23 protein-coding genes are annotated in these 21,621 nt (G+C 65.4%); 12 read left to right on the forward strand and 11 right to left on the reverse strand.

Features of this window, described 5'->3' with window-relative positions; all coding sequences use genetic code 11:
* Positions 1–11: 11 nt before the first annotated feature.
* The 3 genes from ACQR1I_RS15625 to ACQR1I_RS15635 all read right to left on the reverse strand — a co-directional run bounded on the left by ACQR1I_RS15625 (position 12) and on the right by ACQR1I_RS15635 (position 1,718).
* Positions 12–716 carry a hypothetical protein gene (locus ACQR1I_RS15625; RefSeq protein ID WP_434888741.1) on the reverse strand — a complete coding sequence of 235 codons (705 nt, stop codon included), beginning with the start codon at positions 714–716 and terminating at the stop codon, positions 12–14.
* A gap of 102 nt (positions 717–818) precedes the next feature.
* On the reverse strand, positions 819–1,037 hold the full coding sequence (locus ACQR1I_RS15630; protein ID WP_434867055.1) for a hypothetical protein: 219 nt from the start codon (positions 1,035–1,037) through the stop codon (positions 819–821).
* 90 nt (positions 1,038–1,127) lie between these two features.
* Complete coding sequence (locus tag ACQR1I_RS15635) at positions 1,128–1,718, reverse strand: SGNH/GDSL hydrolase family protein (RefSeq protein ID WP_434888742.1); 591 nt, start codon at positions 1,716–1,718, stop codon at positions 1,128–1,130.
* A 233-nt stretch (positions 1,719–1,951) separates the two neighbouring features.
* Between ACQR1I_RS15635 and ACQR1I_RS15640 the strand changes: the two genes are divergently transcribed.
* The 3 genes from ACQR1I_RS15640 (at position 1,952) to ACQR1I_RS15650 (ending at position 3,809) form a co-directional block, all read left to right on the forward strand.
* Positions 1,952–2,632 (forward strand): SDR family oxidoreductase, encoded by a 681-nt coding sequence (locus tag ACQR1I_RS15640; RefSeq protein WP_434867053.1) that lies wholly within the window; start codon positions 1,952–1,954, stop codon positions 2,630–2,632.
* A 95-nt stretch (positions 2,633–2,727) separates the two neighbouring features.
* Entirely contained in the window at positions 2,728–3,426 is a 699-nt protein-coding gene (locus ACQR1I_RS15645; protein WP_434867052.1) for a DUF2161 domain-containing phosphodiesterase, read from the forward strand.
* A gap of 77 nt (positions 3,427–3,503) precedes the next feature.
* Entirely contained in the window at positions 3,504–3,809 is a 306-nt protein-coding gene (locus ACQR1I_RS15650; protein ID WP_434867051.1) for a hypothetical protein, read from the forward strand.
* A gap of 97 nt (positions 3,810–3,906) precedes the next feature.
* Here ACQR1I_RS15650 and ACQR1I_RS15655 read toward each other — a convergent pair whose 3' ends face one another.
* From ACQR1I_RS15655 to ACQR1I_RS15665, 3 genes are all read right to left on the reverse strand, one after another.
* Positions 3,907–4,530 carry a GNAT family N-acetyltransferase gene (locus ACQR1I_RS15655; RefSeq protein ID WP_434867050.1) on the reverse strand — a complete coding sequence of 208 codons (624 nt, stop codon included), beginning with the start codon at positions 4,528–4,530 and terminating at the stop codon, positions 3,907–3,909.
* 161 nt (positions 4,531–4,691) lie between these two features.
* A complete protein-coding gene (locus ACQR1I_RS15660; protein WP_434867049.1) occupies positions 4,692–5,090 on the reverse strand; it encodes a PaaI family thioesterase in 399 nt (132 codons plus the stop codon).
* Between the two features lie 117 nt (positions 5,091–5,207).
* Positions 5,208–6,488: an ArgE/DapE family deacylase gene (locus ACQR1I_RS15665; RefSeq protein WP_434867048.1), complete on the reverse strand. Its 1,281-nt coding sequence runs from the start codon at positions 6,486–6,488 to the stop codon at positions 5,208–5,210.
* 147 nt (positions 6,489–6,635) lie between these two features.
* Here ACQR1I_RS15665 and ACQR1I_RS15670 point away from each other — a divergent pair, with 147 nt between their 5' ends.
* The gene (locus tag ACQR1I_RS15670; protein WP_434867047.1) at positions 6,636–6,788 is read left to right on the forward strand and encodes a hypothetical protein; all 153 of its coding nucleotides are present in this window, start codon (positions 6,636–6,638) and stop codon (positions 6,786–6,788) included.
* 17 nt (positions 6,789–6,805) lie between these two features.
* Positions 6,806–7,054, forward strand: coding sequence for a DUF6719 family protein (locus tag ACQR1I_RS15675; protein ID WP_434867046.1), 249 nt, complete (start codon positions 6,806–6,808; stop codon positions 7,052–7,054).
* Positions 7,055–7,325: 271 nt separating this feature from the next.
* On the opposite strand, the gene ACQR1I_RS15680 is transcribed toward ACQR1I_RS15675, so the two are convergent.
* Positions 7,326–8,564, reverse strand: a complete 1,239-nt coding sequence (locus ACQR1I_RS15680) for a hypothetical protein (RefSeq protein ID WP_434867045.1) — start codon at positions 8,562–8,564, stop codon at positions 7,326–7,328.
* Here ACQR1I_RS15680 and ACQR1I_RS15685 point away from each other — a divergent pair.
* From ACQR1I_RS15685 to ACQR1I_RS15695, 3 genes are all read left to right on the forward strand, one after another.
* Complete coding sequence (locus ACQR1I_RS15685; RefSeq protein ID WP_434867044.1) at positions 8,526–9,407, forward strand: hypothetical protein; 882 nt, start codon at positions 8,526–8,528, stop codon at positions 9,405–9,407. The two genes, ACQR1I_RS15680 and ACQR1I_RS15685, sit on opposite strands and share 39 nt — an antisense overlap.
* Positions 9,408–9,573: 166 nt before the next feature.
* A complete protein-coding gene (locus tag ACQR1I_RS15690; RefSeq protein ID WP_434867427.1) occupies positions 9,574–10,905 on the forward strand; it encodes an HlyD family type I secretion periplasmic adaptor subunit in 1,332 nt (443 codons plus the stop codon).
* Between the two features lie 125 nt (positions 10,906–11,030).
* Positions 11,031–12,755: a type I secretion system permease/ATPase gene (locus ACQR1I_RS15695; RefSeq protein ID WP_434867043.1), complete on the forward strand. Its 1,725-nt coding sequence runs from the start codon at positions 11,031–11,033 to the stop codon at positions 12,753–12,755.
* Between the two features lie 103 nt (positions 12,756–12,858).
* Here the strand turns inward: ACQR1I_RS15695 and ACQR1I_RS15700 are convergent, their stop codons facing one another.
* Together ACQR1I_RS15700 and ACQR1I_RS15705 are read right to left on the reverse strand one after the other, a co-directional pair.
* Entirely contained in the window at positions 12,859–13,218 is a 360-nt protein-coding gene (locus ACQR1I_RS15700) for a hypothetical protein (RefSeq protein WP_434867426.1), read from the reverse strand.
* A gap of 386 nt (positions 13,219–13,604) precedes the next feature.
* Positions 13,605–14,156 carry a CreA family protein gene (locus tag ACQR1I_RS15705; RefSeq protein WP_434867042.1) on the reverse strand — a complete coding sequence of 184 codons (552 nt, stop codon included), beginning with the start codon at positions 14,154–14,156 and terminating at the stop codon, positions 13,605–13,607.
* 229 nt (positions 14,157–14,385) lie between these two features.
* Here ACQR1I_RS15705 and ACQR1I_RS15710 point away from each other — a divergent pair, with 229 nt between their 5' ends.
* The 4 genes from ACQR1I_RS15710 to ACQR1I_RS15725 all read left to right on the forward strand — a co-directional run bounded on the left by ACQR1I_RS15710 (position 14,386) and on the right by ACQR1I_RS15725 (position 18,571).
* Positions 14,386–16,134: a L,D-transpeptidase family protein gene (locus tag ACQR1I_RS15710; protein WP_434867041.1), complete on the forward strand. Its 1,749-nt coding sequence runs from the start codon at positions 14,386–14,388 to the stop codon at positions 16,132–16,134.
* A 156-nt stretch (positions 16,135–16,290) separates the two neighbouring features.
* Entirely contained in the window at positions 16,291–16,863 is a 573-nt protein-coding gene (locus tag ACQR1I_RS15715; protein WP_434867040.1) for a glutathione peroxidase, read from the forward strand.
* 174 nt (positions 16,864–17,037) lie between these two features.
* Entirely contained in the window at positions 17,038–17,991 is a 954-nt protein-coding gene (locus ACQR1I_RS15720) for a polysaccharide deacetylase family protein (protein WP_434867039.1), read from the forward strand.
* A 19-nt stretch (positions 17,992–18,010) separates the two neighbouring features.
* The gene (locus ACQR1I_RS15725) at positions 18,011–18,571 is read left to right on the forward strand and encodes a dihydrofolate reductase (protein WP_434867038.1); all 561 of its coding nucleotides are present in this window, start codon (positions 18,011–18,013) and stop codon (positions 18,569–18,571) included.
* Between the two features lie 12 nt (positions 18,572–18,583).
* Here the strand turns inward: ACQR1I_RS15725 and ACQR1I_RS15730 are convergent, their stop codons facing one another.
* Positions 18,584–19,039 (reverse strand): DoxX family protein, encoded by a 456-nt coding sequence (locus tag ACQR1I_RS15730; protein ID WP_434867037.1) that lies wholly within the window; start codon positions 19,037–19,039, stop codon positions 18,584–18,586.
* 146 nt (positions 19,040–19,185) lie between these two features.
* A complete protein-coding gene (locus tag ACQR1I_RS15735; RefSeq protein ID WP_434867036.1) occupies positions 19,186–21,498 on the reverse strand; it encodes an NADP-dependent malic enzyme in 2,313 nt (770 codons plus the stop codon).
* Positions 21,499–21,621: the final 123 nt, after the last annotated feature.

Genomic DNA, 21,621 nt, shown 5'->3' on the forward strand with positions numbered 1-21,621 from the left:
ATCCGGGTCGATCAGTCCGGCAGCTTCGCCCGCTGCACAGAGACGACACGAGCCGCGGCCGACGATTTGACCGTCTTGATCTTGAGCTCGACACGAAATCCGAGAGCGGCCTCTTCGCTCTTGGGGATGAACAGGATCGCTGCAAAGCTCAAGCCGCCTTCGGCATCGAGCTTGACCGGCAGGTCCTCACGGATGCGAAACACGCGCCCCTTATCGGCACCGCGCGGGCTCTTGGTCCGCACCGTGCGCTCGACCAGCTCGTGCAGATCCAGCACCACGACGCCGGACTCGCTGATGGCGTAGAAGCGAAATGAGTCGGTGTCCCAGCGACTGTTGGCGACCTCGACGACGGCACGGCTGTCGGGCGACCAGGCAGCAATGAGATCGTAGCGGTTGGCGCGCATCTCGCCGGTCGCCCAATAGCTGCCGCCGAGCTGGCCGAGCACGGCACCGTCCGGCAGCCTGACCAGCACGTCTTCGAGAACTCCGGACGGCTCGGCCTGTCCAGACGGCAATCCTTCGGACGTGCGCCAGCCAAAGGCAAGCTTGCCCGATGGAGCAATCGTGGAGGGAAAGACGCGGAGCGCGTCCTTGCCCTCACCGCAGATGAAGCTCTGATGCTGATCAGCCACGCAGCTCGCTTCGGCGCCGAAGGCGGCCATGCTGATAGCGGCGGCGATGAGAGCTCTGGCGGCTGCTGCGCGGATCGGACTCATACGCACATGTTAGCCAGATAGAACGCGCAGCGCACGTCCAGAGTGTCACCGGCTCACAAGAGAGCCGATAACAGACGTAGTAGACTACCAGCTAGCTCCGCTTCAGGCGGCTTCGATATCGGCCGTCTCCGCGGCTTCCATCGCATCGAGATCGGCAATGACCTCCTCGAACGCGGAGATCGCCTGTTGCACGGCCGCAATCTGCATCAGCTCCCAGCCGCTGACCGGGCCCGCTCGATTCTGCAAGGCGACCACGAGATCCCGCCGCTGCTCTTTCAGCTGCACCAGCGGCAAACCATGGTCCGGCAGATGTCTCATCATGGCAAAGCTCCAACGCCCATCAAGCGGCATAGGAGACGCTAGCCCGGCAACCTCGCAATCTCCTTACGAAAGCCCGGCAAATTTTATCGATCAGACGCGCGCCGGCGGCGAGCCAATCGCTTGCGCAAGCGCCTTGCTGACAGCTGCCGTCGCGCATTCGCTCATGTGGAGCCCGTCGTCGTGGCCGTCATCCAACGCCGACAGCGGTATCTGGCCGGTGTCACACCAGCTCTTCATGATCGCCCAGCGCGTGAACAGATTGACGCCGGCCGCCGACGTGACCCGCTCTATCCGCCGCTGCATGTCCTCCGCGGCCTTCAACCTCTCCGGCACCGTGACGATCGCAGCCGTGTATTGCAGGTCCATGACGACGACATCGGGAGGCAGCCGCGACAGCCATTCGAGCCCCACGCGCAGCGCCGCCTCGACCTCGTCGAAACTGTAGATCTGATACCGGTAGGCGGCGTTGGTGCCGACCTGCCAGATCACGAGCGAAGGCTGCTCTGCGATCACATCGCTTTCGATGCGCGACAGCTCTTCGGCCGCTTCCTGCCCGCCAATGCCACGATTGAGGACGTCGATCACGCAGCCGAAATTGGCCTGCCGCAGCAACTGCTCGACCCGTGCGGGGAAGCCGACGATGCCATTGGCACCCGCCGTCGAGGACGAGCCGAGCGCCACCGCCCTGCTCTTGCGCTGAGTACTAAGACTCTGCCGGAAATGCGTCAGCGAGAAACGAAATGAAATAGAAGCGTCGGGAAAATCGCAAGGAATCGTCAAGAATATCACTCCCGGCCCAGCCACGCCCTGAGATTGCAAATCAATGCCGCGGCTGCGCGGCCATTGCAACTCGTTCGCTTGGCAATAGTATAATGATGGGCGTGGCGGGCGCGTGAGCGGAGACCGGGGACGGAATGAACGGAGCAGTGATTGTCATTACGGGGGCGCAAGGCGCGCTGGGGCGCAGCGTTGCCGACCTCGCTTTGGCGCGGGGAGCGCATGTGGCGGGAATCGATCACGCCCAAGCCGAAATCCCGGCCAGTGATGACCGTATCGAGCTCGGAGGCGTCGATCTGTCCGATCCCGAACAGGCGAAGATCGCAATCGACTCGGTGGCCGCCCATTTCGGGACGTTGGATGCTCTGATCAACATTGCCGGCGCATTCGCGTTCGAGACCACCGCCGACGGCGATGACAGCATGTGGGACAAGATGCATGCGCGAAACCTCATGACGGCCCTGCACGCCTCGCGTGCCGCGATCCCGCATCTGGTCCGCTCGAGCACCGGCCGCATCGTCAACATCGGGGCCATGGGCGCGCTTCAGGCGGGTGCCGGCATGGGTCCCTATGCCGCCTCCAAGTCCGGCGTCCATCGCCTGACCGAGGCGCTCGCGGCGGAGTGGAAAGGCAAGATTACCGTCAACGCCGTGCTGCCTTCGACCATCGATACGCCCGCGAATCGTGCCAGCATGCCGAAGGCCGATTTCGACAAATGGGTGACGCCGCAGGAACTCGCCGAGGTGATTTTGTTCCTGGCCAGCGATGCGGCAAGCGGCGTGACTGGCGCGCTGATACCGGTGGCCGGCCGCATGTAGCTTCGGCACGCGATGCATCTCAGACTTGGCGCTGACATCACGCGACGCATCGGGCTAGACTCGCGCAGCGCCTGAGTCGCACGCATGGACGGACCTTGGAAACCGCGCTCTACCTGCCCGTCAAACGCTTTCTCGAGAGCCTCGGCTTCACGGCCAAAGGGGAAGTCGGCGGCTGCGACGTCGTAGCGCTCAAGGGCGATGATCCGCCGATCGTCGTCATCTGCGAGCTGAAACAGGCATTCAATCTGGAACTGCTGCTGCAGGCCGTGGATCGCGCCGGCGCATGTGACGAAGTCTGGATCGCCGCCCAATTGTCGGCGCGCGGCAAGGGCCGCGAGAGCGATGCACGCTATCGCAACCTGTGCCGCCGGCTCGGCTTCGGCATGCTTGCGGTGACATCCACCGGCCAAGTCGAGGTGCTGGTGCCGCCGCCAACCGCGGCGCCGCGCAAGAACCCCAAGAAGCGATCGCGTCTCGTGAGCGAGCATCAGCGGCGCAAGGGTGATCCCGTTGCCGGCGGCTCGACCCGCGCGCCGGTGATGACCGCTTATCGACAGCAGGCGCTGGCCTGCGCCTCGGCGCTATCCGGTGGCCCGAAACAATTGCGCGACCTCAAGGCGGAGATCCCCGATGCGCCGAAGATCCTGCAGCGCAATGTCTATGGCTGGTTCGATCGTGCCGATCGCGGCGTCTACGGTCTGACCAAAGCCGGGCACGCGGCCTTGCGCCGCTGGCCCCAGGATATCCACATGACGGAGGCACCGTTGCCCAATCGCGACATGGTGAATGCATAGCTGGGCTGCCCCGTCGATTTGATATTGCAATGCAACAAAGCTGCTTCTAGGTATCCCGGACGAGACACGAGGTCCCCATGAGCGAAGATTGGAACACCAAGTACGGTCCGCGTCGCGTCAGGCGTGATCCCCCGACTCTGGAAGAAGCGATCTTCGCCGCGTCCGGCATTACCGATGACGTGCAGGCCCAGGCCGAGATCGCGTCGGCGCTGATGGGGATGCCGCTCGAGCAGGTGCTGCCGGAAGTCAAGAAGGCGGTCCGCGTCGCCGCGCGCACCAACACGCGCGTCATCACGGCCGATCAGGGCACGCAGCAGCGCGCTGTCGTAGTCGAACGCCGCACCGTGCGCCGCTTCAACTTCGACAAGCGCACCGGCACCTGAGCGCGCCCGCGCTCGGCGCACATCACACTGGATCTTCTCAAAATAAGAGCGCGACAGTTCGGCTGTCGCGCCCTTTGTGTTGCTGCGGCTGGTCGTCTCAAGCCGCGCGCTGATTGCCATACATGCGGGTGACCAGCTTCCAGCAGGCGCGATTGAGATTGAACAAGGCGCGTGCTGCGGCAATCGGCGTGTCGATCACCAGCTTTGCGAGTTCATCCTGCGGCTGCTGCGTCAGGTCGATCGTGCCGGTCGACTCGCCGTGGCGGAACGCCAGATGCGCGCCGAACTTGGCGGCCAGCGCCCGCATTGCGTGGTTCTGCGATCCCGTCGTGACGCGCAGCCGGCGATAGCCCTTCCAACGTGCCTCGGAGATCACGCGCTGGAACAGCAGGCTGCCGACGCCGCGCCGGCGCACGCAGGATTCCACGCTGAAGGCGATTTCCGGAAGCTCGTCGTCCGACTGCTCCGGCGGATGCAGCTCGGCGGCGCCCCGCACCATGCCGTTCTCCATGTAGGCGACGACGATCGTGCCGTCAGCCGCACAGCGGGCCGCGTAGCGCTCGATGAATTGGTCATCGAGGAAACCGTTGAAGCGATCGTGCCGGCTCTCAGGATCGAGCCGCAGCAGATGATCGCGCAGCAGCGGCAGTTCCTCGTGCTGGCTCAAGGTCCGCACATAGCCGAAGCCCGGCCGGGGACGAAATGGATCTAACTGTGACACTGCCAAGACTCCTCTTCGAAGCCCCTCGCGCACAGACGTCTTTCCCTAGACAGGGCGTATATTGTGCATCGCAACATTCATTGCAAGCCCCCTGCTCTACGGGGAGAACATGCCGCCATGCGCTGATAGCGTGAGTTAATAATTCGTTTGTGTACGAATCATCACAGCACGAGCTGCGTCTGAGTCACCATCGCCACCAGCCGGCCATCCTCGGTCTCGACCCGCGTCTGCCATACCTGGGTGCGGCGGCCGCGATGAACGGGAGTCGCGATCGCCGTCACGATGGTCCCCTCCTTGGCGCCGCCGATGAAATTGGTCTTGCTCTCGACGGTCGTCGTGCCCTTGGCGTCCTCGGGCAGGTTGATCACGGTGGCGGCGGCGCCGACCGAATCCGCCAGCGCCATGACCGCGCCGCCGTGGATGGTGTGATGCAGGGTGCAGAGATCCGGCCGGACCAGCATCCTGGCGACGACGCGCTCGGAGCTCGCCTCGGTGAACGTGACGCCCTTGAGCTCAGCGAACGGCATCTTCAGCGCGTTGATCTTCTCGAGCGGCGTCATGCTGCTTTCTTCCCTTCATCTCCAAGGGTACGTCATCTGCCACTATGACCTGGATGCGTCGAGCGCCGCATCGAAGGCAATGACCTGCGAGGTCATTGCCTTCGATCAGCGCACTACTCAGGCCGTCTCGACCCCGCACCAGTCGGCGATGAACAAGGCCATGGTCTTGGTCGCCTGACGCAGCGAATCGAGCTCGACATATTCGTTGAAGCCATGCATCGCCGCGCCTGTCGCGCCGAAGCAGAGGCTCGGGATGCCGTAGTTCAGCCCATAGAAGCGGGTGTCGGTCAGCGCGGTGAACACGAGGTCCTGGACCTCGCCGCCATACACTGCGCTGAACGCCCTGCCGAACGCCGCCTCCGGCTCTGCCGAATTGGTCAGCTCGTAACCTTCCGACAGGAAGCCCGACCACTCGACGACAGGCGGATTGTTGGACAGGAAGCGGTGGTCGCGCGAGGCTGCGGCAACGCAGGCGAGGATCTCGTTCTGGCACTCCTTCACCGACCAGCCCGGCAGGATCGCAATCCGGCAGTCGACATCGCACCAGGCCGGCACGCTCGAGGCCCAGTCACCGCCCTTGATGATGCCCGGATTGAAATTGATCGGATGATTGAGCGTCTTGAAGTGACGGTCGGTCTTGGCGCGCTCGTTCCAATCCGCTTCCAGCTTCTCCAACGCATGAATCAGGTGATAGGTCGCCTGGATCGCATTGGCACCGATGCCCGCCTCGAACACATGCGCCGGAAAGCCGCGCACCTTGATGCGGAACCAGATCACGCCGACCTGTGAGCGCACCATCTTGCCGCTGGTCGGCTCCGGAATGAAGCAGGCATCGGCACGATAGCCACGTTGCAGGGTCGACAGCGCGCCGACGCCGGTGCTCTCCTCCTCGATCACGGACTGCACGTGAATGCGCGCCGTCGGCTTGAAGCCGGCCGCTGCGATGGCATCGAGCGCGTACAGCGCGCCGATCGTGCCGGACTTCATGTCGCAGGCGCCGCGGCCATACATCCTGCCGTTCTTGACGACCGGCGAAAACGGCGGCGTGTCCCACATGTAGAGCGGACCGGCGGGCACGACGTCGCAGTGACCTTGCAGGATCAGCGATCGGCCGGCCGTCGTCGCCGGCCGATAGGTGCCGACGACGGTTCGCGCTTTCGAGAAATCATGCTCGATCGGACCGTAACCGCGCATGTCCTTGAGCTCGTCGAGATCGATGTGCCAGTCGTCGACCTCGTAGCCGCGCGCGCGCAGCAGGTCGCCGAACATGTCCTGACACGGCCCCTCGGCACCGCGGGTCGAAGGTATCGCGACGAAGTCGCTCGTGGTTCCGATCTGGCGGTCGAAGCCGGCGTCGACGGCGTCGACGATCCGCTGCGCGATGTCTGGGGTGATCATGCCTGTCCAGGTTCCAATTGCCGATGACCGCAGCAAACCACAAACCGGCGCGCGGTTGCACCGGATTCGCCGCTGCTTTCAGAATCGCAGGCCCGCTCGTACATTGATGCATACGAAATTCTGCAATGACATATTCTGGAATTTGGCATGTCGGATCATCGCAATATTTTGTACTTCCTCCTGGGCATTCTCACTGCGGCCATCATCGTGCTCGGCTACAATCTCTATCAAGCCAAGCGACAGCCCGAAGGTGTCCAGATCAATCTCGGGCCGAACGGCCTGAAGATCGAGGGAAAGTAAAAGCAATGCGTCCTGTCATGCCGTCGCTGTTGGGCGCTATTTCGCTCAGCGGTCTTCTCCTGGTCGTGCTCACTGCTCCGGTCCATGCACAATATGTCGGCCGCGAGCAGGACGTCACCGACCTCCGGCTCGGGCAGCGCGTACTGGTCGACGACGGCACCTGCCCTGCTGGCCAGGTCAAGGAGGTCTCCGGATCCAAGATGGTGGAGACCGGCATTGTCCGCGCCGTGAAATGCGTGCCGCGTTTCGGACCGAAGAAGAAGTAGTCACGTCGCTGCATGGCCTGACGACGTTCGAAGCAAATAGCCTGCATGGCCGCCTGTGGTGAGCTGGATCACACCGGCTCGAACGACGTGACCCAGCGCACATTCCGCGACCGTTCCTTCCAGCGATCCTCTCCCCGCAATTCGGATCAATCTGCGGTCCGCGCCCTCGCGCGCGGCGCAGCCACGGCGGGGAAAGCACATGAGCTTCGACAACGGGATCAACCATGACAACGGCTTTGGCGAACAGCTGGGCGACGGCATCGCATCAGGCCTATCGGCCGCGGGCTCGGCCATAGGAGGCGATACCGGCGACGCCGTGGCGTCCGCCAGCGACGCCATCGGTCATCTGGCCGGTGATGCCGCGGGCATCGCGAGCGGAGGCTCCGGTGCGCTCGCGGCCGGCGGCGACGCACTCCAGACCGTTGGCGACCTCGCAGGCGGCGACGTCGGCGAGGTGCTGAACGCCATCGGCGATGTGCTGAAGGATGGGACGGAAGGGCTCGGCGACAAGGCTGGTGACGCCATCGGCTCGGCGATCGGCGATCTCGGCCATGCCATTGGCGGCGATGTCGGCGACGCCGTTGCTGGCGCGGCCGACGTTATTGGCGACGTCGCCGGCGACGTGATCGGCGGCGCGATTGGCGCGCTGACCGGCGGTCCCGGCGGCTTGGCCGATGCCGCAGAGGGCGCGCTCGGCGCCGTCGAGCATCTCGCCGCGGGAGCCGCGGAAGGGTTGGCCGGAGCGATCGGCGGCGATATCGGTCAGGACATCGGCGGGCTGGTCAACGCTGTCGGCGATGCCGCGGGCGCAGTGCACGATGCCATCGGCGCAATCGAGGGAGCTGGGAGCGCTGTCGGCGGAATCATCGGCGGCGCGGTTGGCGCAGTCGAAGGGATCGGCGGCGCCGTTGTCGGCGCAATCACCGGCGCCGGCGACGTAGGTCATGCCGTCGACGGCGTCATCGGTGCGACCTTCGGTGGTGTTGAAGGGGCTGTCGAGGGTGCAGCCGGCGGACTGGGGGGCGTGGTCGAAGGCGTCACGGGCGCCGTCGATGGCGCCCTCGGCGCTGCCGGAGATGTGGTTGGCGCCACCGGAGGCCTGCTCGGCGACGCCGGACACGGCCTTGAGAACCTCGGCAATGACATCGGCGGAGTGGCTGGCGACATTGTCGGTGGCATCGGGGTCGGCCTCGAAGGCGCGGGAGCCGCGCTGAACGAGGTCGGAGGATTCCTCAATAATGCCGGCGACGTCATCGGGGGCATCGGCGGCGCTGTCGGCGGCGCCATCGGCGAGGCCGGGGGCGCGATCGGCGGCGCCATCGGTGACGCCGGACACGCAGCCGGCGATGCCATCGGCGGCGTCGTCAACGAGGTCGGCGGTGCGATCGGAGATGCCGTCGGCGGCGCGATCGACGCCGTCGGAAGCGCAATCGGAGATGCCGCGGGCGCCGTCGGCAGTGCCCTCGGCAGCGTGGTCGACACCATCGGCGGTCTGTTCGGCGGTGGTCACGACAATGGTGGCGAAAACCCCGGCTCAGGCGGCGGCGAAGGCAATAACGCCGATCACGGCGGAAACAGCGGCGGCGGCGACAATGCAGGCGGCGGCAACGAGGGTGGCGGCAACGAGGGCGGCAACGGAGAGGGAGGCGAGGCCGGCAACGGCAATGGTGGCAACGACAATGGCGGCGGGGGCGAAAATGGCATGCCCGACCCCGAGGGAGGCGGCTCGGGCGGCGCGAACTCCTCGCCGAATCCGGATGGCGGCGATACCGACGGCAATGATGGCAACAGCCACATCTCCCTCGGCGGGCATGGCCACGGCGGCGGCGATGGCCTGGGCGAAGGCGTCGGTGATCTCGGCGACATGCTGGGCGCGCCCGGCGGTCTGCACGGATCGCACGGTTCCAACGCCGTCGATCCGTTCCACAATCCCGGTGAAGAAATGCCCAATCCCGACGACTCCGGGTCGGGAGGACCGACCAGTAACATCGCCCATGTCCTCGCTGGCGGCGACCTCTCTGCACTCAATGCTCATGGCAGCGACAGCAGCAGCATCGTGATCGGCGGCAGCTTCTGGGACCAGGCAGCCGGCTCGGCGCAGGGCAGCAGCCTTGCAACAGCCAACTCCGAACTCGGCGGCGCGTCCGGTGCTCAGGTTTCGCACTTGATGGCTGCCGACTCGATCAGCGAGAGCAGCACGCACGATCTCTCCACCTCTCTCGACAGCAGCGCTCATGCGACTCTCAGCCATGGCCTCGCCGACGCAGGGTTCGCGCATGATGCCGGGCTCGGATCGATCGCGCTGCACGACCTCTCGCTCGGTAACGCCTTCGCCCATCAGATGCACATCTGACGACCGCGTCGTGATCGCGTGGATGCTGCCGCACGCCGCGGCAGCATCCACCATGCCATCAGCCCTGTGACATGCCGCACAGAAACGATGCCGCCACTTCCGGTTAGATCCACCGCAGACCGAATTTCGGACTCGCAAGGGGGACCAGATGTCGCACGATCTCACGATGGACAGCGCAATCAGCATGCCGGGCAACGGCTCCAGGACGGTGCCCAAGGGTGATTTCCACCGCTACGCCCTGCTCGGCTATCTCTCGATCGCTCTCGTGTTCGGCGGCTTCGGCGTGTGGGCGGCCTATGCGCCGCTCGACCGCGCGGCAATCGCGCCGGGCACGGTCTCCGTCTCGGGCGACCACAAGGTGGTCCAGCATCGCGAAGGCGGGATCGTCACGGAGATCCTGGCGAAGGAGACCACGGCGGTGCACCGCGGCGACCTGCTGTTCCGGCTGCAGCCGACCGAGGCGCAGGCCAACACCGACCTGCTGCGCAAGCAGATGGACGCCGCGCTGGCTGAGGAAGCGCGTCTGCTGGCCGAGCGGGGCAACGCCCGCATGATCAGCTTTCCCGACAGCCTGCTCAAACGGCAGAACGTTCCCGAGGCCGCCCTCGCCATCGCCGACCAGCAGCGCCTGTTCATCGAACGCCGCAACGGATTGATCAGCCAGGTCAACATTCTCAACTCGCAGATCGCCCAGCAGCAGCAGGAGCTCACGGGCCGCGATCGTCAGCGCACCGCGCTCGTCGCACAGCTCGCCAGCTTCGACACGCAGATGAACAATGTGCGGCCGGCAGTCGCCGCCGGCTACTATCCGCGCAACAAGTTCCTCGAGCTGCAACGTGATCGCGCCCGTGTCGAGGGTGATCTCGGCCAGGCGCAGGCCGATGTTGCCCGGCTGACCCAGACCGCCGGGCAGACGCGTCTGCAGATCGATCAGACACTGCAGAAATACATGACCGAGGTCGGCCAGCAGCTCGACGGCACCCGCGCCAAGCTGTCGGACCTGCGCGAGAAGCTCGTCATTGCCGAGGACGTGCTGCGCCGTGTCGACATCCGGGCCGAGCGCGACGGCATCGTCATGAACATGAAGGTCCACACCGTCGGCGCCGTCGTGAAGCCGGCCGATACGCTGGCCGAGATCGTGCCGATCGGCGAAGGCGTCGACGTGATGGCGCACGTCTCTCCCCGCGACATCGAAAGCGTCGCGATCGGCCAGAAGGCCGAGGTGCGCTTCCCCAATTTCTCCTCGCGCACGACGCCGACCATCTTCGGCAAGGTCCAGAGCGTCTCGGCGGACGCGGTGGCCGACGAGGCCACCAAGCAGAGCTATTACTCGGCGCGCGTCGTGATCGACTATTCGACCTTGCCGCCCGACATCGCCAGCAAGATCCTGCCCGGCATGCAGGCCGACGTCATCATCTCCACCGGCGAACGCACCGTGCTCGAATATCTCGTCGGTCCGCTGCTCAACACCCTGGCCAAGACGTTCCGCGAGAAGTGAGCGAACGCCCCGGGGTGACGACGGGCCCTGCCCGCGTCGCCCCGACCGTCTGTGTGAGCTTCATCACGGTGGCTTGCTCCGGCCTGGAGGAAGCTCCCCTGGCTATTTGCAAGAGGGGATCTGACATGACGACGACCACCACCCGAAGCCCGCTGGGAGCCGCGCTCCGCGCCTGCTTCCCCGCGCTCACCGCCACCTTCGTGCTCAGCCTCTTCATCAACGCGAGCATGCTCGCCTCGCCGCTGTATTCCATGCAGGTCTACGACCGCGTGCTGACCAGCCGCAGTATCGGCACGCTCGTCATGCTGACGCTGATCGTCGCCGTCTTCCTGGTGCTGTACGGCGTGCTGGAATTCGCCCGCTCCGGCGTGCTGGCGCGCGCCGGCGTCCAGTTCGAAGGCACGCTGCGCCATCCGCTGTTCGAGACGATGATGAAGGCGGAGCTGTCGCCGCGGCATCGCTTCGGCCAGCAGATCATCCGCGATGCCGAGACCATCCGCGACTGCATCTCCAGCGGCACCGCCGCCATTGCCTGCGATCTGCCGTGGACGCCGGTGTTCGTCGCACTGTGCTTCCTGCAGCATGCCTATCTCGGCATCCTCTCGCTGCTCGGCGCTACCGTGCTGTTCTCGCTGGCGCTGTTCACCGAGTTCTACACGCGCTCCAGCGTCGAGCGCACCAATGCGCTCGCCAACGAGGCCTCGCGCTTCGTCGCGGCGGCGCTGCGCAATGGCGAGGTGGTGCGCGGCCTCGGCATGGGCGACATCGTCATGGACCGCTGGAGCTGCCGGCAGTCGGCGATGGTGGATGCCCACAGCACGCTGGTCGAACGCGGCGCGGCGATGCATTCCGTGACCAAGTTTGCCCGCATGGCGGTGCAGACCTCGCTGCTGTGCATCGGCGCGTGGCTCGCGATCGAGCAGCAGATCTCCCCCGGCGCCATGATGGCAACCTCGATCATCATGGGCCGCGCGCTGGCACCGGTCGAGCAGGTCGTCGGCCAGTGGAAGCGCATCATCGCGGTCCGCTCCGCCTACCGCCGGCTGGACGAGCTGTTCCAGGCGCTCCCCGTGACGGCCGCTCCGACCGCCCTGCCGGCGCCGCGTGGCGACATTGATGTCGAGAACGCGGTGGTGTGGCCGCCGGCCGCGGGTCGTCCGTCGGTCAAGGGCGTCAGCTTCTCGCTCAAGGCGGGCGAGAGCCTGGCCATCGTCGGCGCCTCCGCCAGCGGCAAGTCGAGCATGGCACGCGCCATGGCCGGCGTCTGGCCGCTCCGCGAGGGCGTGATCCGGATCGACAATGCGGCCTACAGCCAGTGGGATCAGAACCGGCTCGGCAAGCACATCGGCTACCTGCCGCAGGACATCGAGCTGTTCTCGGGCACGGTCGCCGACAACATCGCGCGCCTCGCCAAGGTCGATGAGGCCGCCGTCGTCGCCGCCGCCAAGGCTGCCGGCGCGCATGAGGTGATCCTGCGCCTGCCGAACGGCTACGACACCCCGATCGGCGAAGGCGGCGTGGCGTTGTCGGGCGGCATGCGCCAGCGCGTCGGGCTTGCGCGGGCGCTGTATGGCGATCCGCGGCTCCTGATCCTGGACGAGCCCAACTCCAACCTCGACGAGGATGGCGAACGGGCCCTCGCCCATGCCATGGCCCAGGCGAAGGCTGCCGGCCGCACGGTGATCGTGGTGACGCATCGCCCGCAATTGCTGGCCCATGTCGACCGCATCATGGTGATGTCGTTCGGCAAGTCGCTCGCCTTCGGAGCACGCGACGAGGTCATTGCCAAGATGCGGGGCCAGCGCGTGGTGGTCGCTCACGACCGGAATGCGAACAGCGCGGCCGCCTGAGATCGAACCACGTGCCATGGTCAGCAGCGGCTCAGAGCCGCTGCTGAGGGGTCTTGGAAGGTCGTGACCAGAGCAGCGAGTCCGGACTTGGGCAGTCGTCCGGTCATCCGGCCGGATCGAACAGGCACTGCAGGGTGGGCTTCGCGATCTTGGTGAAGGTCGGGCCGATCTCCGCCTGTTTCCCGGGAGGCACCCAGCCGGTCTCGATCGTCGGCACACCAGTCTCGCTGATCCCGCGCAGCAGCGCCTCGCGCAGGTCTGCATCCTCGACCACGGCAGCGGCACGGTCGTGCAGGCAGGAGCAGACCGCTTCGGGATGCTGCCAGCGTCCGAGCATGTGAGGCGCACATTGGCGGACGAACTCGCCGCGCAGGTCAGGCATGCGGGCCGTAGGCCGAGCTTGCGTGGATGACCAGGACAGAGAGACCGCGGCGATCGCCGCAAGACCCAATCGAAAAAGCATGGTGGATGAATGGCCTCGGGTTCTCGTCATCGCAGCCGGAGCGCAGGACGCCATCAACATAGGCCTGGCTTCGTCACCGGTTACCTTCTGCTTAGCGGTCTCAAGTTTCATTTCGTCTGCGCTAGATGCCAGAAACGGTTTCTTGGCTCGCACGCATTGTTTCACGCGAATCAAGCGACGACATAAAATACAACCAAGAAGAGCAACGCGCACGCTGATCAAATCAAAAGCAGTGCAACGTACGCCTCGCTTTGCCATCCAGATTCGGCATCTCCCCCCGCAAGGTCGAGCCGCGCTGGATAGGTCGGAGAGCGGCCGCAACGTCCCGCCAGGCGTTTGCTGCCGAGCGGGGCCTCACGCGGCCGCCATCAATCTCGCATCCGGCCTTATTGAATGAAGTCACCGCACTTCTGGACCTCACCGTCGTCAGCTCTGCCCCACGGCATCACCGGCACCGACGACGTCGAGTTTTTCGGCGATCCCTCGATCAGCTTGTCGGAATAGACCATGTAGACCAGGACGTTGCGCTTGGCGTCGCAGCCGCGCACGATCTGCATCTTCTTGAAGAACAGCGAGCGCCGCTGCCGAAACATGTCGTCGGCCTGTTCGAGCTTGCGCTTGAAGCGGATCGGTCCGATCTGCCGGCACGCGAGCGAAATGTCCGAGACCTCCTCGGCGAGCCCGAGCCAACCGGCATAGCCTCCCTTCTGAGGCACGGTGAAATGACAGGCGACGCCCTCGACCTCAGGATCATCAACGCCATAGGTCGCGAGCTTGTCATTCGGGCTGAGCAGCTTGAACACCGTCGAGCGGCGGAAGATCAGATCCGGCTCATCGGCGGCGTAGGCTGACACCACTGGTGAAGACAGCCCGATAAGCAAAAGCAAAGCTAGGGTTTTCAGCCACAGATCAAACCGGGTGGTGGCTCTGAACGACATCTGGGTCTCCGTTATACCGCCGCTGCACGGCATACCGCCCATGTAGGAACACAGAGACCCGCTAGGAAGGCGCTTACGGCTTTTGCTTTGCGCAATGCGCGTTTAACGCGCTGTGAGGCTTTTCTGCTACGATTGGGACGAAAATCACGCAGGGCAGAAGCCCCAAGCTGGTGAACGCAGACTCCGTCTGCGACACTAAAGACCAGATGGTTCTTGAGGATTTGCCGGAATGTTCTGCGTTCATGCAGCCGCCAGGGGGCGGTTTTATTGTGCCGCAATCGTTTCAGTCCCGCTTGTCATAGCCGCAGCGTCACAGGCTGACGCGCAATCCTATCGTTACTGGGACGAGCAGCAGCCGGTCGCGATCGCTCCGGCGCCGCGCGCAGCCATGCCGCGCAAGCCCAAGGCGCGCCACGGCCACAAGGCAACGATCGAGAAGGAAGCTGCCAAGCCGCAAGGGCCGGTCACGATCGCCGTGTCGGTCAGCAAGCAGCAGCTCAAGGTGTACGACGCCAACGGCCTGTTCGCGGAAGCGCCGGTGTCGACCGGCATGAAGGGGCATTCCACCCCGATGGGCGTGTTCAGCGTCATCCAGAAGCAGAAATTCCACCGCTCCAACATCTATAGCGGCGCGCCGATGCCGTTCATGCAGCGGATCACCTGGTCCGGCGTCGCCCTCCATGCCGGCGTTCTTCCCGGCTATCCGGCCTCCCACGGCTGCATCCGGATGCCCGCGAGCTTCGCTCCGCGGATCTACGGCTGGACGCGGATGGGCTCGCGCGTGCTGGTGACGCCGGGTGAAGTGGCTCCCGCCAGTTTCTCGCATCCCTTGCTCGCCGCGTTGAAGGCGCCGCAGCCGACCGCATCGGTCCAGCCGGAGGCGAATGGTCCGGCCGCGGTCAAGTCGGACAAGGGCGCGGCGGCCGCCGCGACCATCACGGTCGCGACAACGGACCTGCGCGCCACCATCGGCTACGCCGAGATCAGCCGCTCGGGCGAGGACGCGCCGGCCGCCTCCCGCCAGTTGCGCACGGCCGACGCCAGCAATTCCGCAGGCCTCCCGGCCATGGCCTCGGACGCCGCGCCCGCAGGCGCCAATGCGAGCGCGAACAACGGTGATACGGCCGACTTGAAGCCCGCAGTTACCGAGACCCCCATCGACGCGAAGACCGAGACCAGTTCGGCCGCCCCGAAGGCCGCCGACCAGGACGCGAGCAAGCCTGGAGACGGCGAGCCCGGATCCTCGTCCGCAAGCCAGCCAGCCAGCACGGCCCAGGCGCCCACCTCCGATGCGCCGGCCAAGGCTGAGAAGGCTGACGCCGCCCCGGAGACCAAGACGATCGCGGATAAACCCGCTGACGCCGCCACTGGCGAGACCAAGGTCACGGACAAGCCGATCGCCTCGCCGGCGACGAGCGCAGAGGCGCCGGCTACGCCCGCGGACGCCAAGGACTCCGCGAAGGACCAGTCGCGCGTTGCTGCACCGGAAAAGGTCATCGCGCCCAAGCCGGAGTTGAAGCGCAACAGCCAGGTCGCGATCTTCATCAGCCGCAAGGATTCCAAGCTCTACGTCCGGCAGAACTTCGCGCCGGTGTTCAACACGCCCGTGACCATCGCATCCAGCGACCGGCCGCTCGGCACGCATGTGTTCACCGCCGCCACTGACAAGGCCGATCCGGCCGCGATGCACTGGTCGGTCATCTCGCTGCCCGCCTCTGCGCGCAGCGCTACGGCCAATGATGGTGCGGACAAGGCTGTTCGACGCGGCAAGAAGACTGCGGAGGCCCATGTCGAAGCCAAGCCGGCGATCATGCCGGACAGCCCTGCCGAGGCGCTCGACCGCATCACCATCCCGGCGGATGTCGTGGCGTGGCTCGGCGAGGCGCTGTCGGCCGGAAGTTCGTTGATCGTCTCCGATCAGGGCATCAACCAGGGCGAAACTGGCGAGGGCACCGAGTTCATTCTTTCGCTGCGCTGACGACCGACGACGTCCCTCTTTCCGCCCTACCGCAGGGGTATCCCCTTGCTGGAACGCAGTCTGATCCAACGCAACGCCACGGCCGTTCAACGAACGGCCCGTAGGGCGTCGGCGGATTCGTGCTTCACGGGGCTGGCTCAGCACAGGAGATTCACAATGATCGATCGCAGGATGGTTGTTCTCGGCCTCGGCGCGTCCTTGACCGGCGCGACGTTCGCCTCTGCCGCCCGGGCCGACAACGCGGTGAGCAAGACGACGGCCTACCGCTTCTCCTTCCCGGCGCTGTCGGGCGAGCCGATCCGTCTGGCCGATTTCAGCGGCAAGCCGGTGCTGGTGGTGAACACGGCCTCGCAATGCGGCTACACCCCGCAATATGTCGGCCTGCAGCAGCTGTGGAGCGAGTTCCACCAGCGCGGACTGTCGATCATCGCGGTGCCCTCCAACGACTTTCACCAGGAACCTGGCGTCGCAGGCGATATCGCCGAGCTCGCCAACAAGGAATACGGCGTTACCTTCCCGATGACGGCCAAAGCGGTGGTCACCGGCTCCAATGCCCATCCGTTCTACCGCTGGGCGGCCGAGGCGCGGCCCAAGGAGACCCCGCGCTGGAACTTCCACAAATATTTGATCGGCCGTGACGGCTATATCGCCGACGTCTTCGCCTCCTCGGTCGATCCGACCGATACCCGGGTCAAGACCGCCGTGGCCCGGATGCTCGCCGAGGGCTGAGCAACACTTTAAGCAACACTTGGCAAGAATGCGGCGGAAGCGGACAACTTCCCCGTGTTTTTGCCTCGTTTCCTTTTGGCGCCCATCCGGCTCGTGGGGTAATATCCCGGCCCGGATGGTGGAGCGACTCCGGAGATCGGCGCTCCCGTTGCAACAACCCCGAGGGAACACGAGATGCGGATTGCGGCTGGATTGGTGTTCGCAAGCTCTTTGGCGGCTTCGCTGTTGACGTCTGGCGCGGCCTGGTCGCAGGCCCAGCGCACGGCCGCAGCGACCGCTCCCGCACCGGCTGCGGCAACCCCCGCGGCTGCTGCCGCCCAGACCCAGCCGCCACGCGCTCCCTGCATGAACCCGGAGGCGCTCGGCGTCGGCCGCACCGTCGAGATCGACACGACCGGTGGCCCGGGCTTCGGCTTCGAGCACTTCAAGGATCTCGACTTCCTCAAGGACCACGAAGTCGTGCTGACGTTCGACGACGGTCCGTGGCCGGAGAACACCCCCGGCGTGCTGAAGGCGCTGGCCGACCAGTGCACCACCGGCATCTTCTTCATCATCGGCAAGCACGCGACCTACTATCCGGAGATCCTGAAGCAGGTCTACAACGCCGGCCATACGGTCGGCACGCACACCTGGTCGCATGCGGCGCTGACCAACAAGAAGCTGACCGAGGACCAGCGCAAGGAAGAGATCGAGCTCGGCATCAGCGCCGTGAAATGGGCGCTCGGCGGCAACTCGCCCGCGCCGTTCTTCCGCTTTCCGGCGCTGCAGCATCCGCCGGAGATGGTGACCTATCTCGGCACCCGCAACGTCGGCATCTTCTCCTGCGACCTCGACTCGTTCGACTTCAAGGCGCGCAATGCGCAGGCGGTGATCGATGTCACCTTCAAGAAGCTCGACAAGCTCGGCAAGGGCATCATCCTGATGCACGACTTCCACAAGCACACCGCAGAAGCCCTGCCGGAGATGCTGCGCCGCCTGAAGGCCGGCGGCTACAAGGTGGTCGCGATGCGCGCCAAGGCGCCGGTGCAGTCGCTGCCGCAATATGACGAGCAGCTCGGCAAGGTCGCGAAGCTGCCGACGGTGAGCCAACGGCCGGTTTCGAGCGTTGTGACGACAGTGTCCGAATGATCTGGGATCTGTTTCGTCAGTGAACAAGCTTCGTCTCGAAGGTTACGTCATCGTATCGGCCGACGGCATGTTGGCCGATTCCCACAATGTGATGCCGGCGGCGCTCAAATTCCCGGGCGACGCCGTGTTCTTTTCCGATGCGCTCGACAGTGCCGACCTGATCGTGCACGGCAGGAACTCGTATGAGGACCAGCCCAATTCGCCGAAGCGCCGGCGGATCGTCGTGACCCGCAAGGTGGCGGCGCTGGCGCCGGACACCGAGAAGCCGCTCTCGACGCTGTGGAACCCTGCGGGCGCCTCGTTCGAGGCCGCCTGCGAGGCCGCCGGCGTGACGGCCGGCCGGGTGGCGATCATTGGCGGCCCCGTCGTGTTCGACATGTTCATGGACCGCTACGACACGTTCTTCCTGTCGCTCGCGCCCCACGTCTCGCTGCCCGGCGGAGAGCCCTGCTTCACCACGGTCGGCCCCGGCCGGTCGCCGCAGCAGGTGCTGACGGCGCATGGCTACAGCCCCGCCAATCAGCTGATGCTCGATCCCGACCACGACGTCAGCGTCACCGCCTGGAAACGGTCCGCGTAGACGACGGACCGGCTAGATGTCGCCATAGGCGTTCTGCGCGGGCGCCTTCGGCCCGCGGCCATAGCCGAAGATCATGAACAGCGCGCCGATGATCGAGAGATTCTTCAGCGCGTCGATCAGCGTCTTGGCGTTGTCGGGCGGCGTCTGGTTCCAGAAATCGTGGAAGTAGAAGATCGTCGCGCCGACGAAGATGATCATCAATAGCGCAAAGAAGCGGCCGAGAAAATTCAGCGCGATCATGGCGCCGGCGAGCAGCTCGAACGCGCCCGCGGCGATCGCCAGGATCTGCGGCATCGGCATCTTCGCGGCCGCCTCGAGCTGCGCCGCATAGGGCGCGAGCAGAGGCGGAATGGTGACCTTGGCGGCGATCAGATCGGCGGTCACGGGAATGCCGAACAGCTTGGTCGCGCCCGAATAGATGAAGATCACGGCGAACAGAACGCGCCCGAATGTAATGAAACCCGGCATTCTCGCCCTCACGGATCGACTAGAAACGAATGGTGCCGGCCAGCCGGCGGGATGTGTGACATCGCGAACGCTTTTCAACAATAAAGGCGGGCGGAATGCGACCGAAACCGGACGAATTCCGCCACACTTCGATCACGTCAATTCGATCACGCAAACAGCGTCGGCTGCGCCCTCCCCGCCCGCTCTTGCGCCTCGACGGCGGCCACCGCCGTCATGTTGAGAATGCCGCGCGCCGTCACCGACGGCGTCAAGATATGCGCCGGCCTGGCCGGGCCGATCAGGATCGGCCCCACCGGAACCGCATCCGCCAGCACCTTGATCATCTGATAGGCGACGTTGGCGGCATCGAGGTTCGGCATGATCAGCACGTTGGCCGACCCTTCCAGGTCGGAATGCGGCAGGATCAGCTTGCGCGCGGTCGCCGACAGCGCGGTGTCGCCCTGCATTTCGCCGTCGGCCTCGAGGTCCGGCCGCCGCTGCTTCAGAAGCGCCGTCGCCTGCCGCATCTTGCGCGACGAGGCGGTGTCGTAGCTGCCGAAATCGGAATGCGAGACGAAGGCGATCTTCGGCTTGATGTTGAAGCGCATGACGTGATTGGCCGCGAGCGAGGCCATTTCGGCGAGCTCATCGGCGGTCGGATCGGGACGCACCTGGGTGTCGCCGATGAAATAGGCGCCCTTGCTGGTGATGGTGAGCGCGAGCGCCGCGAAGTCGCTGACCCCCGGCATGAAGCCGATGATCTCGCGGACATGACGCAGATGGCTCATGTAGCGGCCCTCGACGCCACAGATCATCGCATCGGCCTCGCCCCTGACGACGGCGAGCGCCGCGATCACGGTGGCGTTGGTGCGCACCACGGTGCGCGCCGCATCCGGCGTCACGCCGCGACGTCCCGCAATCTCGATGTAGCTCTGCACGTAGGAGCGGTAGCGCGGATCGTCCTCGGGGTTGACGAGGTCGAAGTCACGCCCGGCCTTGATCGACAGGCCGAAGCGCTTGATGCGCGCCTCGACCACCGAGGGACGTCCGACCAGGATCGGCCGCGCCAGCTTCTCCTCGAGCACCACCTGGGTGGCGCGGAGCACGCGCTCGTCCTCGCCCTCGGCGTAGATCACGCGCACCGGCTGCGCCTTCGCCTTGGCAAACACCGGCTTCATGACGAGGCCGGAGCGGAATGCGAAGCGCTCGAGCAGCGCGGTGTACTCGTCGAAATTGGTGATCGGCCGCGTTGCGACGCCGGACTCCATCGCCGCCTTTGCCACCGCCGGCGCGATGCGCAGGATCAGGCGCGGATCGAATGGCGAGGGGATCAGCGAGCCCGGGCCGAAGCCCTGCGTCTCGCCGGTGTCGAAGCCGCGCGACACCGCGTCCGACGGCGGGTCCTGCGCGAGCTGCGCGATCGCATCGACCGCCGCCTGCTTCATCGCCTCGTTGATCGCGGTGGCGCCGACGTCGAGCGCGCCACGGAAGATGAACGGGAAGCAGAGGACGTTGTTGACCTGATTCGGAAAGTCCGAACGTCCTGTGCAGATCATCGCGTCGGGCCGCGCCGCGCGCGCCTCCTCCGGCATGATCTCGGGATTGGGGTTGGCCAGGGCCATGATCAGCGGCTTCTCGGCCATCTGCTTCAAGAGTTCCGGCTTCAGTACGCCGCCGGCGGAGAGGCCCAGGAAAATGTCCGCACCGCCGATCACCTCGGCGAGCGTGCGCTTGTCGGTGTTCTGCGCATAGACCGCCTTCCACGGATCCATCAGCGTGTTGCGGCCCTCATGCACCACGCCGTCGATGTCGCAGACCCAGATATTCTTGCGCTGCGCGCCCATCGACACCAAGAGATTGAGGCAGGCGATCGCGGCGGCGCCCGCGCCCGAGGTCACGATCTTGACGTCGGAGATCTGCTTGCCGGCCAGCGACAGCGCGTTCTTGATCGCGGCGCCGACGATGATCGCGGTGCCGTGCTGGTCGTCATGGAAGACCGGGATCTTCATGCGCTCCTTGAGCCGCGCCTCGATCTCGAAGCACTCCGGTCCCTTGATGTCCTCGAGGTTGATGCCGCCGAAGGTCGGCTCCAGCGCCGCCACCGTCTCGACCACACGGTCGATGGTGTCGGCCGAAATCTCGATGTCGAACACGTCGATGCCGGCGAATTTCTTGAACAGCACCGCCTTGCCTTCCATGACGGGCTTGGAGGCCAGCGGGCCGATATTGCCGAGGCCGAGCACCGCGGTGCCGTTGGAGACGACGGCGACCAGATTGGCGCGCGCGGTCAGCGTCGCGGCCTCGGCCGGGTTGTTGGCGATTTCGGTGCATGCAGCGGCGACACCCGGCGAATAGGCCAGCGCGAGGTCGCGCTGGTTGGCGAGCGGCTTGGTGGCCTGGATCTCCAGCTTGCCGGGCCGCGGCAGGCGGTGATAGGCCAGGGCTGCGGAACGAAGATCTTCAGAAAAGGACGACGACATACGTGCTCCAGCGTTTCCGACCCGGATTTTTGGTCTTTTGAGTTTCGCTCAGACGTCGGTTTTTCCGGCCGGTGGAAGCGCATGTGATGCACGTTGGACGGCTTTCATGCAACATCCGAAACC

The sequence above is a fragment of the Bradyrhizobium sp. HKCCYLS2038 genome, from assembly GCF_051167655.1.
In the GTDB taxonomy this organism is placed as follows: domain Bacteria; phylum Pseudomonadota; class Alphaproteobacteria; order Rhizobiales; family Xanthobacteraceae; genus Bradyrhizobium.

What these genes read in the sequence shown, in the direction of transcription:
- ACQR1I_RS15675 (WP_434867046.1), top strand. Translation starts at nt 6,806, where the DNA reads ATGCCGTCGCTGTTGGGCGCTATTTCGCTCAGCGGTCTTCTCCTGGTC.
- ACQR1I_RS15715 (WP_434867040.1), top strand. Translation starts at nt 16,291, where the DNA reads ATGATCGATCGCAGGATGGTTGTTCTCGGCCTCGGCGCGTCCTTGACC.
- ACQR1I_RS15735 (WP_434867036.1), bottom strand. Translation starts at nt 21,498, where the DNA reads ATGTCGTCGTCCTTTTCTGAAGATCTTCGTTCCGCAGCCCTGGCCTAT.
- ACQR1I_RS15660 (WP_434867049.1), bottom strand. Translation starts at nt 5,090, where the DNA reads ATGACGCCGCTCGAGAAGATCAACGCGCTGAAGATGCCGTTCGCTGAG.
- ACQR1I_RS15665 (WP_434867048.1), bottom strand. Translation starts at nt 6,488, where the DNA reads ATGATCACCCCAGACATCGCGCAGCGGATCGTCGACGCCGTCGACGCC.
- ACQR1I_RS15730 (WP_434867037.1), bottom strand. Translation starts at nt 19,039, where the DNA reads ATGCCGGGTTTCATTACATTCGGGCGCGTTCTGTTCGCCGTGATCTTC.
- ACQR1I_RS15650 (WP_434867051.1), top strand. Translation starts at nt 3,504, where the DNA reads ATGAGCGAAGATTGGAACACCAAGTACGGTCCGCGTCGCGTCAGGCGT.
- ACQR1I_RS15710 (WP_434867041.1), top strand. Translation starts at nt 14,386, where the DNA reads ATGTTCTGCGTTCATGCAGCCGCCAGGGGGCGGTTTTATTGTGCCGCA.
- ACQR1I_RS15700 (WP_434867426.1), bottom strand. Translation starts at nt 13,218, where the DNA reads ATGCTTTTTCGATTGGGTCTTGCGGCGATCGCCGCGGTCTCTCTGTCC.
- ACQR1I_RS15695 (WP_434867043.1), top strand. Translation starts at nt 11,031, where the DNA reads ATGACGACGACCACCACCCGAAGCCCGCTGGGAGCCGCGCTCCGCGCC.
- ACQR1I_RS15705 (WP_434867042.1), bottom strand. Translation starts at nt 14,156, where the DNA reads ATGTCGTTCAGAGCCACCACCCGGTTTGATCTGTGGCTGAAAACCCTA.
- ACQR1I_RS15630 (WP_434867055.1), bottom strand. Translation starts at nt 1,037, where the DNA reads ATGATGAGACATCTGCCGGACCATGGTTTGCCGCTGGTGCAGCTGAAA.
- ACQR1I_RS15720 (WP_434867039.1), top strand. Translation starts at nt 17,038, where the DNA reads ATGCGGATTGCGGCTGGATTGGTGTTCGCAAGCTCTTTGGCGGCTTCG.
- ACQR1I_RS15640 (WP_434867053.1), top strand. Translation starts at nt 1,952, where the DNA reads ATGAACGGAGCAGTGATTGTCATTACGGGGGCGCAAGGCGCGCTGGGG.
- ACQR1I_RS15670 (WP_434867047.1), top strand. Translation starts at nt 6,636, where the DNA reads ATGTCGGATCATCGCAATATTTTGTACTTCCTCCTGGGCATTCTCACT.
- ACQR1I_RS15690 (WP_434867427.1), top strand. Translation starts at nt 9,574, where the DNA reads ATGGACAGCGCAATCAGCATGCCGGGCAACGGCTCCAGGACGGTGCCC.
- ACQR1I_RS15625 (WP_434888741.1), bottom strand. Translation starts at nt 716, where the DNA reads ATGAGTCCGATCCGCGCAGCAGCCGCCAGAGCTCTCATCGCCGCCGCT.